The organism is Dietzia sp. UBA5065 (assembly GCA_002415925.1).
GTDB lineage: Bacteria > Actinomycetota > Actinomycetes > Mycobacteriales > Mycobacteriaceae > Dietzia.
In genome coordinates, this window is record DIAZ01000139.1 from 34,730 (window position 1) to 48,539 (window position 13,810).

13 protein-coding genes and 1 tRNA gene are annotated in these 13,810 nt (G+C 71.7%); 7 read left to right on the forward strand and 7 right to left on the reverse strand.

From position 1 onward, the window contains the following. A partial coding sequence (locus B4M60_RS10940) for a homocysteine S-methyltransferase family protein (protein WP_291083586.1) occupies positions 1–2,216 on the reverse strand: 2,216 nt, incomplete at its 3' end. A 50-nt stretch (positions 2,217–2,266) separates the two neighbouring features. Here B4M60_RS10940 and B4M60_RS10945 point away from each other — a divergent pair. Next, on the forward strand, positions 2,267–3,193 hold the full coding sequence (locus B4M60_RS10945; RefSeq protein ID WP_291083590.1) for a PAC2 family protein: 927 nt from the start codon (positions 2,267–2,269) through the stop codon (positions 3,191–3,193). A gap of 4 nt (positions 3,194–3,197) precedes the next feature. On the opposite strand, the gene mshC is transcribed toward B4M60_RS10945, so the two are convergent. The 5 genes from mshC to B4M60_RS10970 form a co-directional block, all read right to left on the reverse strand. After that, the gene (gene mshC, locus B4M60_RS10950; protein WP_291083592.1) at positions 3,198–4,451 is read right to left on the reverse strand and encodes a cysteine--1-D-myo-inosityl 2-amino-2-deoxy-alpha-D-glucopyranoside ligase; all 1,254 of its coding nucleotides are present in this window, start codon (positions 4,449–4,451) and stop codon (positions 3,198–3,200) included. A gap of 27 nt (positions 4,452–4,478) precedes the next feature. After that, positions 4,479–5,258, reverse strand: a complete 780-nt coding sequence (locus tag B4M60_RS10955) for an SCO1664 family protein (RefSeq protein WP_291083595.1) — start codon at positions 5,256–5,258, stop codon at positions 4,479–4,481. Further along, positions 5,255–5,842, reverse strand: coding sequence for a DUF3090 domain-containing protein (locus B4M60_RS10960; protein ID WP_291083598.1), 588 nt, complete (start codon positions 5,840–5,842; stop codon positions 5,255–5,257). The genes B4M60_RS10955 and B4M60_RS10960 overlap by 4 nt, the downstream gene beginning before the upstream one ends. 70 nt (positions 5,843–5,912) lie before the next feature. Further along, on the reverse strand, positions 5,913–6,617 hold the full coding sequence (locus tag B4M60_RS10965; protein WP_291083601.1) for a histidine phosphatase family protein: 705 nt from the start codon (positions 6,615–6,617) through the stop codon (positions 5,913–5,915). 52 nt (positions 6,618–6,669) lie between these two features. Beyond that, positions 6,670–7,515 (reverse strand): undecaprenyl-diphosphate phosphatase, encoded by an 846-nt coding sequence (locus tag B4M60_RS10970; protein WP_291083665.1) that lies wholly within the window; start codon positions 7,513–7,515, stop codon positions 6,670–6,672. 176 nt (positions 7,516–7,691) lie between these two features. Between B4M60_RS10970 and B4M60_RS10975 the strand changes: the two genes are divergently transcribed. Both B4M60_RS10975 and B4M60_RS10980 read left to right on the forward strand, forming a co-directional pair. After that, a complete protein-coding gene (locus tag B4M60_RS10975) occupies positions 7,692–8,720 on the forward strand; it encodes a hypothetical protein (RefSeq protein ID WP_291083604.1) in 1,029 nt (342 codons plus the stop codon). A 34-nt stretch (positions 8,721–8,754) separates the two neighbouring features. Continuing rightward, positions 8,755–9,822 carry a quinone-dependent dihydroorotate dehydrogenase gene (locus B4M60_RS10980; protein WP_291083607.1) on the forward strand — a complete coding sequence of 356 codons (1,068 nt, stop codon included), beginning with the start codon at positions 8,755–8,757 and terminating at the stop codon, positions 9,820–9,822. Between the two features lie 36 nt (positions 9,823–9,858). On the opposite strand, the gene B4M60_RS10985 is transcribed toward B4M60_RS10980, so the two are convergent. Further along, positions 9,859–10,401, reverse strand: coding sequence for a YbhB/YbcL family Raf kinase inhibitor-like protein (locus B4M60_RS10985; RefSeq protein ID WP_291083610.1), 543 nt, complete (start codon positions 10,399–10,401; stop codon positions 9,859–9,861). Positions 10,402–10,589: 188 nt separating this feature from the next. On the opposite strand from B4M60_RS10985, the gene B4M60_RS10990 reads away from it, so the two are divergent. From B4M60_RS10990 to B4M60_RS11005, 4 genes are all read left to right on the forward strand, one after another. Next, positions 10,590–10,675: transfer RNA gene (locus tag B4M60_RS10990), tRNA-Leu, on the forward strand. 94 nt (positions 10,676–10,769) lie between these two features. Beyond that, positions 10,770–11,681, forward strand: coding sequence for an ABC transporter ATP-binding protein (locus B4M60_RS10995; protein WP_291083613.1), 912 nt, complete (start codon positions 10,770–10,772; stop codon positions 11,679–11,681). After that, positions 11,678–13,273, forward strand: coding sequence for an ABC transporter permease (locus B4M60_RS11000; RefSeq protein ID WP_291083616.1), 1,596 nt, complete (start codon positions 11,678–11,680; stop codon positions 13,271–13,273). Before B4M60_RS10995 ends, B4M60_RS11000 begins: the two co-directional genes overlap by 4 nt. A gap of 43 nt (positions 13,274–13,316) precedes the next feature. Then, the coding region (locus B4M60_RS11005) for a hypothetical protein (protein ID WP_291083619.1) at positions 13,317–13,810 on the forward strand (494 nt) is incomplete at its 3' end.

Consider the following 13,810-nt stretch of genomic DNA (forward strand, 5'->3'; position numbering starts at 1 on the left):
ACGTCGCCCTTGACGGTGGCCAGCACGATGCGGCCCTTGCCGTCCTCGTCGCTGGCCTCCATGTGGGGCTCCAGGTGCGCGACCGCCGTCTTCATGGTCTCCGCCGACTGCAGGACGAACGGCAGCTGCATCTGGCCCGAACCGAACAGCTCCCCCACCGTCTTCATTCCGTTCAACAGGTGCGAGTTGATGATCTCCAGCGGGGGGATCTCGGCCATCGCGGCGTCGAGGTCGGCCTCGAGCCCCTTCCGCTCGCCGTCGACGATCCGGGCCGCGAGCCGATCCATGAGCGGCATGGCGGCGAGCTCGGCCGCCCGCGCGTCCTTGGCGCTGGCGGCGGACACGCCCTCGAACAGCTCCATGAACACCTGGAGCGGGTCGTACCCCTCCCTGCGACGGTCGTAGACCAGGTCGAGCGCGACCTCGCGCTGCCGGTCGTCGATCTTGCTCATGGGCAGGATCTTGGAGCTGTGTGCGATGGCGGTGTCCAGGCCCGCCTGGATGCACTCGTGGAGGAACACCGAGTTCAGCACCTGGCGCGCGGCCGGGTTGAGGCCGAACGAGATGTTGGACAGCCCGAGGGTGGTGTGGATCCTCGGGTGGGACTGGGTGAGCCGGCGGATGGCCTCGATGGTCTCGATGCCGTCCTTGCGCACCTCCTCCTGCCCGGTGGAGATCGGGAACGTGAGGCAGTCGATGATGATGTCGTCCTCCGCCACCCCCCAGTTGCCGGTGAGGTCGGCGATGATCCGCTCGGCGATCTCGACCTTGCGGTCGGCGGTCCGGGCCTGCCCCTCCTCGTCGATTGTCAGGCCCACCACGGCCGCGCCGTGGCGCGAGACCAGGCGCATGATCCGCTGGAAGCGGGACTCCGGCCCGTCGCCGTCCTCGTAGTTCACCGAGTTCACCGCGCAGCGACCGCCCAGGTGCTCCAGCCCCGCCTCGATCACCTCCGGCTCGGTGGAGTCGAGCATGATCGGCAGCGTCGAGGAGGTGGACAGGCGGCCGGCCAGTTCCCGCATGTCGCCGGAGCCGTCCCGGCCGACGTAGTCCACGCACAGGTCGATCATCTGCGCGCCGTCGCGCATCTGCTCCTTGGCGATGTCCATGCAGGTGTCCCAGTCGGCGGCGAGCATCGCCTCGCGGAACCGCTTGGACCCGTTGGCGTTGGTGCGCTCGCCGATCATGATGATCCCGGCGTCGGCCCGCAGCGGGGTGGACGTGTACAGCGACGAGACGGCGTTGACGTGCTCCACCTTCCGCTCGGCCTTCGCCCGGGCCCGCACCTCGTCCCGCAGGCGGGTGATGTGCTCGGGGGTGGTGCCGCAGCAGCCGCCCACCATGGAGAGCCCGAACTCCGAGACGAAGTCGGCGACCTGCGGGCCGAAGGCCTCGGCGCCCAGCGGGTAGACGGCCCCGTGCTCGCCCAACTCGGGCAGACCCGCGTTGGGCATCACCGACACCGGGATCCCGGCGTGCCGGGTGAGGTAGCGCAGGTGCTCGATCATCTCGGCGGGCCCGGTGGCGCAGTTCAGCCCGATCATGTCGATGCCGAGCGGCTCCAGGGCGGTCAGCGCGGCGCCGATGTCCGACCCCAGGAGCATGGTCCCGGTGGTCTCGATCGTGACGTGGCAGATGATCGGCAGCCGGCGGCCCGCGGCCGCCATCCCGTCCTGGCAGCCCATGACTGCGGCCTTGACCTGCAGCAGGTCCTGGCTGGTCTCCACCAGGTAGGCGTCGGCACCGCCGCGGGCGAGGCCCTCCGCCGCCTGCGCGTACGCGTGGCGCATCTCCTCGAACGTGGTCTGACCGAGCGAGGGCAGCTTGGTGCCCGGCCCGAGGGAGCCCAGGACCATCCGCGGCGTCCCGTCCTCGGACGGGCCCATCTCGTCGGCGACCTTCCTGGCGATCGCCGCCCCCTTCTCGGCGAGCTCACCGATCCGGTCGACGATGTCGTAGTCGCCGAGGTTGGACAGGTTGCACCCGAAGGTGTTGGTCTCCACCAGGTCCGCGCCGGCGGCGAAGTACGCGCGGTGGATCTCGCCCACCACGTCCGGGCGGGTGGCGTTGAGGATCTCGTTGCAGCCCTCGAGCCCGAGGAAGTCGGCGTCGACGTCGAGGTCGACCGCCTGCAACATCGTGCCCATCGCCCCGTCACCGATCAGTACTCGCCGACGGGCGGCATCCAACATGGGCGAATCGAAATCGACAGACATGGGCCCCAGTGTATGGGTGGCCCGGAGGGCGACGTACGTAGGCTGTACTGATGACTGTCGAATGGACTCCCGACGGGCACCTCGACCTCGAGAGCCCGGTGATGCTCGCGGCCTTCGAGGGCTGGAACGATGCGGCCGACGTGGCCACCGGGAGCATCGAGCACCTGGCCCTGACGTGGGAGGCCCGCCAGATCGCCGAGATCGGTGGCGACGAGTTCTTCGACTACCTGGACCAGCGGCCGATCGTCCGGCATTCCGGAGGGGTGTCGAGATCGGTGGAGTGGCCGCGGATCGTGGTCTCGGCGTGCAGGCCGGACGGGTTCGCCCACGACGTCCTGCTGGTCCGCGGGCCGGAGCCCGGTCTCAAGTGGCGGCGTTTCGCCTCGGAGTTCGTGGACCTGGTGGACACGCTCGGGGTGTCACAGGTGGTGCTCCTCGGGGCGTACCTGGCCGACGTGCCGCACACCCGGCCGGTACCCCTGACCGGGACGGCGTTCAACCGCCAGCGGATGACGGCGATGGGGGTCCAGGCCTCCGACTACGAGGGGCCGACGGGGATGAGCGGCGTGTTGCAGCAGCTGCTCACCGAGGCGGGCGTCCCCACGTCGAGCCTGTGGGCCGGCGTCCCGCACTACGTCGCCGCCCCGCCCAACCCTCTCGGGACCGAGGCGATGCTGTCCTGGCTGGCCGAGGACCTCGGGCTCGCCATCCCGATGGACGCGGTGCGGGTCCGGTCCCGGACCTGGGTGGACAAGGTCGATGCCGCGGCCGGGGAGGACGAGGACCTGCGGGACTACATCCAGACCCTGGAGGAGCGGGTGGACAACGAGACCGGCGTCCGTGCGGGGATCGACCCCGAGCCGGACCGGGGACGGGCGTCCGACGGGGACGCGATGCCGCTGGTCGACGGCGAGGCGATCGCCGCCGAGTTCGAACGCTTCCTGCGGGGTCGGCACGAGGACCCGGACACCGACTGACCCGTCACCCCCCGACGGAAGGGATCCCCAGCAGGGCGTCCAGCGCAGTCGCGACCGCCGGTCCCGCCGCCGGGTCGGAGTCGTCGCCGCTCAGCGTCGCCTCGGCCCAGGCGTCGATCACGGCCAGTGCCCCGGGGGTGTCCAGGTCGTCCGCGAGCCGGTCGCGGAGGGCGGAGATCGCCTGCGCCGCGTCCGCTCCGGACACCCGCGCCACGGCCTCGTTCCACCTTGCGAACCGCGCCCGGGCCTCGTCGAGCAGGTCCCGGGTCCACGACCTGTCCGTGCGGTAGTGGCCGGCGGCCAGCCCGAGGCGGATGAGCGCGGGGTCCACCCCCTGCTCGCGGAGCGTCTGCACGCGCACGAGGTTGCCGAGGGACTTGCTCATCTTGACGCCGTCGAGGCCGATCATGGCGGCGTGCACGTAGAAGCGGGCGAAGGGCCGCTCCCCCGTCGCCGCCTCGGCGTGCGCGGCGGAGAACTCGTGATGGGGGAAGGCGAGGTCGCTGCCGCCGCCCTGGATGTCGAACTCCATCCCCAGGCGGTTCCGGGCGATCGCCGAGCACTCGATGTGCCACCCGGGCCGGCCCGCCCCCCAGGGCGAGGGCCACGACGGTTCGCCGGGCCGTTCCACGCGCCACAGGAGGGCGTCCAGCGGGTGTTCCTTGCCCGGTCGGTCCGGGTCGCCACCGCGCTCGGCAAAGGCGAGCGCCATCTCGTCGCGGTCGTATCCCGACTCGTACCCGAAGTCCTCGGTGGCGCGGTGCCGGTAGTAGACGTCGGAGAACCCGTCGACGGCGGGGTCGATGCGGTAGGCGTGCCCGCGGTCGAGCAGCTCGGTGACCATCTCGACCACCTCGTCGACGGTCTCGGTCGCCGCCACGTACTGCCGTGGGGGCAGGACGCGCAGCGACTCCATGTCCGTGCGGAACCGGTCCGTCTCGCGGTCCCCGAGCTCCCGCCAGTCCACGCCGTCGCGCTCCGCCCGTTCGAACAGCGGGTCGTCCACGTCGGTGGTGTTCTGGACGTAGTGGACCTCGTGGCCGGAATCGAGGAGGAGGCGGTTCACCAGGTCGAAGGTCAGGTAGGTGGCCGCGTGACCGAGGTGGGTGGTGTCGTAGGGCGTGATGCCGCAGACGTACATCGTCGCCACGGGGCCGGGGGCGACCTCACGGATCTCGCCGCTCGCGGTGTCGAACAACCTCAGGGGGGCGCCGTCGCCGGGGACGGTGGGGACGGCAGGGGAAGACCACGAGTGCATGCGGCCGAGTCTAGAGACCGGGCTCGGTCAGAAGAGCGGCCAGGGTAACGGATAGCCCGGTCCGGGGACGGGGAACACCCCGCCGTCGACGAGGGCGGCGACCCGGGCGCCGAGGGCGGCGATCTCGGCGGCGGAGAGCAGGTCGGACAGGGTCCGACCGAGCGGGTCCGCCCCGGCGAGCCCGTCACTCAGCCGCTGCAGACCGGCGAGGTCGTCCGGGGGTAGCGGCTGTCCCGCCCACCCCCAGAGGACGGTGCGGAGCTTGGGCTCCGTGTGGAAGCACAGGCCGTGATCGATCGCCCAGAACACCCCCGCGGCATCGACCAGGACGTGGCCGCCCTTGCGGTCGGCGTTGTTGACGACCGTGTCGAACAGGGCGATGCGGCGGAGTCGGTCGTCCAGGGCGTGGGCCACCACCACGTCCTCCCCACGTGACCCCTCGCCCCGGAGGACGGCGACGCGGCCGGCGGGGAGGTCGCCCACCGGGTGGACGTCCACCGGGTCGTGGCCGGAGGTTCCACGGTCGGCCTCGTCGATCCATCGTTGCGCCATCCCGGGACCCCCGGGGCCGTGCGCCAGGACGGTCTCGGGCACCAGGTCCCAGCCGAGGGCGACGGACACCGCGTACGCGGCGATCTCGCGGGAGGCCAGGCTCCCGTGGGGGAAGTCCACGAGGGGTCGCTCCCCCGCCGAGGGCTTGTAGACCCAGTGCGCGCCCTCGGAGTCGACGCAGCGGTAGACCTTGTTGCTCCCGGACGGGATCCGGTGCAGGACGGTGAGTTCCGGGCCGGCCGGGCGGTCCGTCACGGGTCGATGAGGCCGGCGAGCGCGTCACCGGAGCGAGGGAGGTAGCCGTTGAGGCGGACGCACAGGTGGCCGGTGGTGTCGATCGGCTCGCCGCACAGCGGGCAGGGGGCGCGACCGGCGGAGACGACCTTCTCGCTGCGGAGGACGAACTGGCGCGCGCGGCTCGGGGAGAGGAACACCCGGAGCGCATCGGGGGCGTCGTCCGAGTCCGAGAGGACCACGGACTCGTCGGTCGCCGCCGGATCGACCGCCAGCAGTTCCACCACGATCTGGTTCTTCTCCCCGTCCCAGCCCAGGCCCATCGTGCCCACCTGGAACTCCGCGTCGACCGGCATCTCGAGCGGCGCGAGGTCGTCCACGACGTCGGCGGCCGGGGGGACGGGGACGTCGGATTTGGCGGCTATCTCGTCGAGCAGGTCGCCCATGCGCTCGGAGAGGATCTGGGCCTGTTGCTTCTCGCAGCGAACGGACACGGTGCGGCCGCCCCCCGTGGCCTGGACGAAGAACACCCGCTCGCCGGGCGAGCCGACCGTGCCCACCACGAACCGGGTCGGATCGCGGAACTCGTGGACTTCCCTGCTCATGCCGGTCGTCTCCCTGGTGTGGTTCTCGGTGCTGCCGCGCGCGGCAGCGGGTGCGGGGTGGTGCGGATCATCAGGGTACGTTCCCGCCCGGCACCGCGTCCGAGCTGGCGTGGCCGGCCGTGGCGTGGCCCACGTGCCCGGCCGGCTCGCCCCGCAGGCTGGTCAGGTCTCCCCCGGTGTCGTTGACCCGGAGCACGAACGGCCGGTGCGGCGTGTAGCGGACCACCGACACCGAGGCCGGTTCCACCACGATCCGCTGGAAGTGATCCAGGTGCATCCCGTAGGCGTCGGCGATCACGGCCTTGATCACGTCCCCGTGGCTGCACGCCACCCAGAGCACGTCCCGCCCCGCCTCGTCGGCAAGGCGGCGGTCGTGCACGCGGATCGAGTTCACCGCGCGGGTCGCCATGTCGGCCAGGGCCTCACCGCCCGGGAAGACCGCCGACGAGGGATGTTGCTGCACCACCGACCACAGGGTCTCCGAGGCCAGTTCCGAGAGCGTCCGGCCGGTCCACGTCCCGTAGTCCACCTCGACCAGCCCCTCGTCGATCACCGGTTCCACGCCGAGCGCCGAGGCCAGGGGCTCGACGGTCTCCCGGCACCGCATGAGGGGAGAGCGGACCACGGCCTCCACCGGCAAGCCGGCGAGCCTCCGGCCGAGGTCCCGGGCCTGCGTCCGCCCGGTGTCGTCGAGTCCGACCCCGGAGGTCCGGCCGGCCAGGGTGAGCGCGGTGTTGGCGGTGGAGCGGCCGTGGCGGAGCAGGATGACGGTCATGGCAGCAGGCTACCGACGCGACACCCGCCCGTGACGGGTCAGGCGCCGGGGATCAGGTGGCGGGGATCGTGCCGGTCGCGAGCAGCCCCATGACGAGCAGGCCCAGCAGGATCCGGTATCCGGCGAACCAGGCCAGGGAGTGGTTCTGGACGAAGCGCAGGAGCCAGGCGATGGCCGCGTATCCCAGGACGAACGCGATGGCCGATCCGACGAGCAGTTGCAGTCCACTCGCGGACTGCCCCTGCGCGGGGTCGAAGGCGTCGGGGAGGCTGAACAGGCCCGAGGCGAGGACGGCCGGGATGGCCAGCAGGAAGGAGAACCGGGCGGCGGCCTCGCGGGACATGCCCAGGAACAGGCCCGCGGAGATGGTGCCGCCCGAGCGGCTCACGCCGGGGATGAGGGCCAGGCACTGGGCCAGGCCCATGACGATCGCGTCCCTCATCGACAGACCCTCGAGCGACCGTCCGTCCACGGGACGGTCCTGCCTGCCGAGCTTCTCCGCGAGGAGGAAGACGAACGAGAAGGCGATGAGGACGATCGCCGTGATCCACAGGTTGCGCGCGGCGTCGCGGATGACGTCCTTGCCCACGAACCCGATCACGGCGATCGGCACGGATCCGACGATGACGTACCAGCCGAGCCGGTAGTCGGGGTCCGCGCGACGCCCGGCGTCCACCACCCCGCGGAACCACGCCACGAGGATGCGCACGATGTCCTTGAAGAAGAACACCAGCACCGCGGCCTCCGTGCCGAGCTGGACCACGGCCGTGAAGGAGGCGCCGGCGTCCTCGCCGAAGAACCAGGTGGAGAAGATCCGCAGGTGCCCCGAGGAGGAGACGGGCAGGAATTCGGTCAGCCCCTGGAGGACGGACAGCACGACGACCTGGAGCCAGGACATCCCGTCCGCCGTGGGTGCTGCGAGGGCCGTTGTGATCACGGGCGCTGCCTTCTCTCGGGGGATCGTCGGGGCGTTCGCCGGTGCGTCATCGCACCGCCGTGAGGGTAGTCGCCCCGCCCTGTGCAGGGGCCTGGGACCCGCGTGGTGGACAATGGACCGAAGTCGAGAGGAACACCGTGCCCCTTCGTGTCCACCGCCGTACCGCCCTGCCCGCCGCGCTCCTCGCGCTCGCGGTGGGTCTGACGGGCTGCTCCGCGACGTCCCAGCTGGAGGAGTTCAACCAGGTCCAGCAGGGCGACGCACGGCCTGCGGAGTCACCCCAGGTCGCCAACCCGGTCGAGGGCGAGGTGGTTCCCGCCCTGGGAACCGTCCTCGCGCTGGTCGCGATCGGTGACCTGGTCGCCGCGCAGGTGGACGATCCGCCCGGGTTGGAGATCGGGCGGGTGGACGGGACCAGGTGGATCCCCGAGACGACGGTGGACCTGCCCGCGGGAGCGGGGCTGGCCTCGCCCGGCCACGACGGCACGGTGCTGGTCCCCTATGGGGACGGCGTCGTGGTGGTCACGCCCGCCGGCGACGCCCGGACCATCTCGGGACTGGGCCCCGTCACCGCGGCGGCCGTGACCGCCGACGGGCGGATCCTCACCGGTGACCCCGACGGGGACGTGGTGGTCCGCGACGCCGAGGGGGTCGAACAGAACCGCGTGACCGGACTGAACTCCGTGGACCGGATCAGCGTCGCCCGCGACGGATCGGTCACCGCGCTGAGCCGGCCCGACACCATCATCGCGAGCATCGACCCGGGCGAGACCGGCGCGGGCCCGCTCCTCCGGGCGGGAAAGGGGGCGGGGATGCTCGCCGCGTTCGGGGAGGGGACCGTGGTCGCCAGCGACACGGTCGGCGGGACCCTCCTCGTGTACTCGACCTCGCCGATCCGGTTGCACCAGCAGTTCCCCGTGGCCGCGGCGCCCTGGGCGGTGGCGGGGGACGACGCGGGCGGTCTCGTCTGGGTCACGTCCACCGGGACGAACACCGTCCAGGCGTACGATCTCGGCGACGGCATCGGGGTTCGGCGCGCCGACATCGCGACCGTCCGGCAGCCTGATTCGCTGGTGGTCACGGAGTCCGGCACCGTGGTCGTCGGATCCTCCGACGGGGAGGGGCTGCACCTGATCCGCCCCACGCTCTCCGCGCCGCCGAGCTGATCGAAGGACCACCTACGTCCCCCCGAGGAGGACCGTGTACTCGCTGATCAAGAGCGTGCTGTTCCGCTTTCCCGCAGAGCGGATACACCATCTGGCGTTCGGGATGCTCAAGCTGCTGACCCTGGTGCCGCCCCTGGGCGCCCTGGTGCGACGGATCCTCGGCGTCCGGGACCCGATCCTGGCGCAGGACGTCCTCGGTCGCCGCTTCCCCGGTCCGCTGGGTCTCGCCGCCGGGTTCGACAAGAACGCCGCCGCCGTGGACTCGTGGGGGGCGATCGGATTCGGGTTCAGCGAGGTCGGCACGGTCACCGCCTCTCCGCAACCCGGCAACCCGACGCCCCGGCTGTTCCGGCTGGTGGAGGACAGGGCGATCCTCAACCGGATGGGGTTCAACAACCACGGTGCCGGGAACGCGGCCAACAACCTCCGCCGGCGCCGCAGCAGCGACCCGGTGGGGATCAACATCGGCAAGACCAAGGTGGTCCCAGCCGAGGACGCGGTGCGGGACTACGTGGCGTCGGCGACCATGCTCACCGGCCTCGCCGACTACATGGTGGTCAACGTGAGCTCGCCCAACACGCCCGGCCTCCGCGATCTCCAGGCCGTCGAGTCGTTGCGACCGATCCTCGCCGCCGTCCGGGACGTGGCGACCATCCCGGTGCTGGTCAAGATCGCTCCGGACCTGGACGACGCGGACGTCGACGCGGTCACCGACCTCGTCCTGGAACTCGGTCTGGCCGGCATCGTGGCCACCAACACGACCATCTCGCGCGACGGCCTGAGGACGCCGGCGGAGCAGGTCCAGGCCCTGGGCGCGGGCGGGATCTCCGGGGCGCCCGTCGCCGCCCGGTCCCGCGAGGTGCTCGCCCGGATCCACGAACGGGCGGGTGACCGGATGGTCATCGTCTCCGTCGGCGGCGTCGAGACCGCGGAGGACGTGTGGGACCGCATCACCCACGGCGCCCACCTGGTCCAGACCTACACCGGGTTCATCTTCACCGGCCCCGACCTCATCCGGGACGCCAACAGGCTCGTCGCGCGGCGCCTCCGCCAGGGCGGGTTCGGATCCCTGGCGGAGGCCGTCGGCTCCGCGGTGAGGTAGGGCTGCGCTGAGGTGGGGCCGCGCCGGGGCGGGGTCCTACTGCTCGTAGATCGCGGTCGTGGTGCCCCGGGCCAGGCCCTGCCCGAAGAGGACGAAGCCGACGTAGGCGCACGAGGCGTCGTCACCGAGGTCGATCCGGTCGCCCACCGCGTGGACGGCGAGGATGTAGCGATGCGGGCCGTGACCCGCCGGCGGCGCCGCGCCCACGAAGCCCCTGAACCCGGCGTCGTTGCGGACCACCACGGCGCCCTCGGGCAGCCCGGAGGTGTCGCCCCCCGTGCACGCGCCCTCCGGCAGCGAGGTGACGTCGGCCGGGATGTTGGCCACCGACCAGTGCCAGAACCCCGACGCCGTGGGGGCGTCGGGGTCGAAGACGGTCACCACGTAGGTCTCGGTCCCCTCCGGGCCCGGGGTCCAGCTCACCTGCGGGGACCTGTCCAGCCCGCCGTCGACGCCCATCGTGCCACCGAGCTGGGCGGCGGACAGGGTGGCGCCCTCGGTGAACGACTCGCTGGTCACCCGGAGCGCGGGCAGCTCCGGAAGGGCGGCGTAGGGGTCGGGCACTCGGAACTGCGTCATGGTTGTCCTCCTGGTTCGGACGGTGTGGAGGGCCTCCTCCAGCCGGTCACGTCTCTGTCTACCAGCGATGACCGGCCGGCGTGCGGCGCGGCAGGGGGCCGATTTGTCCCACCGATCGGGCATCGGCTAATGTCATTCCTCGCACGACCAAGCCGGGAACCAGCCGGTGCCGGTCAGCAGGTGTGCACGCGCGAGTGGCGGAATGGCAGACGCGCTAGCTTGAGGTGCTAGTGTCCTATTAACGGACGTGGGGGTTCAAGTCCCCCCTCGCGCACACTGTGTCGAGACAGTAGAAGTGGCCCCGGATCCGTGAGGATCCGGGGCCCACTTGTTTTTCCGTCGGGCTGATCGGCAGCAGGAGAAGTGCGGTGACATCGGACCCCGTGATCGACGTCGAGGGACTGACGAAGTCCTTCGGGAGGTTCCGCGCGCTCAACGGGATCGACCTCCGGGTCGAGGCCGGTCACGTCCACGGGTTCCTCGGACCCAACGGGTCCGGCAAGTCGACGACCATCCGGGTCCTCCTGGGCCTCCTGCGGGCCGACGGCGGCACGGCCCGGGTCCTCGGCGGAGATCCCTGGCGGGACATCGTTGACCTGCACCGTCGACTCGCGTATGTGCCCGGCGACGTCAGTCTGTGGCCGGGCATGAGCGGTGGTGAGGCGATCGACCTGCTGGGTTCACTCCGTGGCGGCCTGGACGAGCAGCGGCGCCGGGAGCTGGTCGAGCGGTTCGATCTGGATCCGACCAAGCGCGGGCGCCAGTACTCCAAGGGCAACCGACAGAAGGTGGCCATCGTCGCGGCTCTGGCGTCGGATGTGGAGTTGCTGATCCTTGACGAGCCCACGAGCGGACTCGACCCGCTCATGGAGAACGTCTTCCAGGAGGTGATCCGGGAGAGCAAGGCCCGCGGCACGGCGGTGCTGCTCTCGAGCCACATCCTGGCCGAGGCGGAGACCCTGGCGGACCGGATCTCGATCATCCGCGACGGCAGGATCGCCCGGACGGGGACCCTGACCGAGCTTCGGGGCGACGCCCGCACCTCGATACACGCCACCCTCCAGAGAATCCCCGCACCACACGAGCTCGCCGCCCTGCACGACGTCCGGGTGGACGGAGATCGACTCTCCGCCACCGCCGACGCGGACCGGATCGGCGACGCGATGACGCTGCTGGCCCCCTACGGCCTGTCCTCGCTCGTCGTCGAACCCCCGTCGCTCCAGTCGCTCTTCCAGGAGCTCTACGACTCGGACTCCGGCGCCGACGCGGTGACCCCGTGACCGCCACGCTCACCGGCACCGGACCACTGCTGCGGGCCTCGCTCCGGCATGACGGGGTCCGCTTCGCGCCGTGGATCGCCATCGCCACCGCCCTGTCCGCGTCGTCGGTCCTGGGCTACCCGTGGCTCTTCCCCGATCCGCAGGAGAGGGCGGCACTCGCCGTGGCGGTGGGCGCGAACCCGGCCCTCGGGATCATCTTCGGCCCCGCCTTCGACCTGGCCACGGTCGACGGGTTCAACGCCTGGCGCTCACTCGCACTCGCCGGGTTCTTCACCGCACTCGGGTCGATCCTCACCGTCATCCGCGCCACCCGCGGTCAGGAGGACTCCGGGCAGGCCGAACTCCTGGCCTCGGGGGTCCTCGGTCGTGGGAGCCGACTTCTCTCCGGTGTCGGCCTGGCGCTGATCGGCTCCCTCGCGGTGGGCGTGGTCGCCGGGGTCGTCACAGGACTGTGCGGCGGCGGCTGGCAGTCCTCGATGCTGTTGGGAGCGACCTTCACCGGGTCGGGCTGGATGTTCGCCGGCGTCGCGGCGGTCACCGCGCAACTCGGCGCCGACTCCCGGACGGCGGGATCGCTCGCGGTGGGGACGCTGGGGATCCTCTACCTCCTGCGAGGTATCGCGTACTCCCTGGACGCCCCCGCGTGGACCGTCCGGGTCAACCCGCTGGGATGGATGACGGAGACCCGGCCCGCGACCGCCGACCAGTGGTGGCCGCTCCTCTACGCCGCCACGTTCACCGCCCTCTGCCTGGCCGTGGCCTCCGCCCTCCACGCACGACGCGACTTCGGGCAGGCCGTCATCGCGCCGCGACCGGGACCGTATCGCGGACGACTCCGTACTCCGTGGCGTCTGGTGGTGCGCCTCAACCGCGGCGCGGTCCTGGCCTGGACCGCCGCGTTCGCCGTCCTCGGGATGGTGTTCGGGTACTTCACCACCTCGATCCAGGACGTCCTGGCAAAGGACTCCGCGGTCGCCGCGATCCTCGCCGCAGGGGCCACCACCCCCGAGGACCTGACCTCGGCGTTCATCGTGACGATCCTCGGACTGGTGGGGATCATCGCCGCGATCTCGGGGGTCCAGATCATGCTCAGGGTCCGGACCGAGGAGATGGAGGACCGGGTCGAACCACTCCTGGCGGGCGCGCTCCACCGCACCCGGTACTACGGGGCCAACGTGGGCTTGGCGTTGACGGTCCCCGCCGTCCACGTCCTGCTCGCCGGCACGGTGATCGCGATAGTCGCCGCCGGTGCCGGAATCGGCGTGTCCCTCTGGACCACGGTCCTCCAGGCCGCGGCGACCGTCCCCGCCGTGTGGACGGTGGTCGCGGTGGCGGTCGCCGTCGTGGGTGCGCGCCCGCGGGTGGGCCCCGCCGCGTGGATCGGTGTGCTCTCATCCTTCGCCCTGACTCTGCTCGGGCCGACCTTCAGGCTCCCCGACGCCGCGCTCGCGGCCAGCCCGTTCTGGCACGTGCCCGTCGTCTCCCGTGACGGGGACGGCCCGGGTGGGCTGCTGGGGATCAGCCTCGTCACGATCCTGCTGCTCGTGGTGGGATTCGTGGGGTTCCGCCGCCGTGACCTGGCCACCACATGAGCACGGGCCACCGGGAGTCGAGCCCACGGAGGTTGCCGTGCCGATGAACTCACCGGCGGACCTGCTCGGACGGATGCTCGGGGCGGCCGCCCGCGCCGCCGACCGGGGCCTCGACCACCTGGGCCTGACTCCCCCACCGCTCGACCTGCCGCCGGAGGTCCGCGAGGATCTGCGCGACCTCTTCGGCCACACGATCGACCCGACGGCGGTGATGATCCGCCGCGGGCACGTCCCGGGCGTGCCCCACCCGCGGGCGTTCGCGTTGCCCGGTCTGATCTACCTGGGCGCCGATCCCGGCGTGGTGGGCACGGCGGCGGGCACGGCAGTAGCAGGCACGGCAGTAGCAGGCACGGCAGCGGCGGGTTCCGATCGGCCGCGGGCCACCCCGACCCTGGTGCACGAGCTGGTCCACGTCTGGCAGGGCCGGGTCGTGGGTCCGCGCTACGTGGTGATCGCGCTCGTCGAGCAGGTCAGGCACGGCCGCCGCGCCTACGACTGGCGCGCGGTGCTCGACCGTGCCTCGACAGACCGTGCCTC

Excerpts from the sequence above, each read along its gene's own strand:
- B4M60_RS10960 (WP_291083598.1), bottom strand. The coding sequence starts at position 5,842 with ATGAGCAGGGAAGTCCACGAGTTCCGCGATCCGACCCGGTTCGTGGTG.
- B4M60_RS10970 (WP_291083665.1), bottom strand. The coding sequence starts at position 7,515 with ATGTCCTGGCTCCAGGTCGTCGTGCTGTCCGTCCTCCAGGGGCTGACC.
- B4M60_RS10945 (WP_291083590.1), top strand. The coding sequence starts at position 2,267 with ATGACTGTCGAATGGACTCCCGACGGGCACCTCGACCTCGAGAGCCCG.
- B4M60_RS10965 (WP_291083601.1), bottom strand. The coding sequence starts at position 6,617 with ATGACCGTCATCCTGCTCCGCCACGGCCGCTCCACCGCCAACACCGCG.
- B4M60_RS10985 (WP_291083610.1), bottom strand. The coding sequence starts at position 10,401 with ATGACGCAGTTCCGAGTGCCCGACCCCTACGCCGCCCTTCCGGAGCTG.
- mshC (WP_291083592.1), bottom strand. The coding sequence starts at position 4,451 with ATGCACTCGTGGTCTTCCCCTGCCGTCCCCACCGTCCCCGGCGACGGC.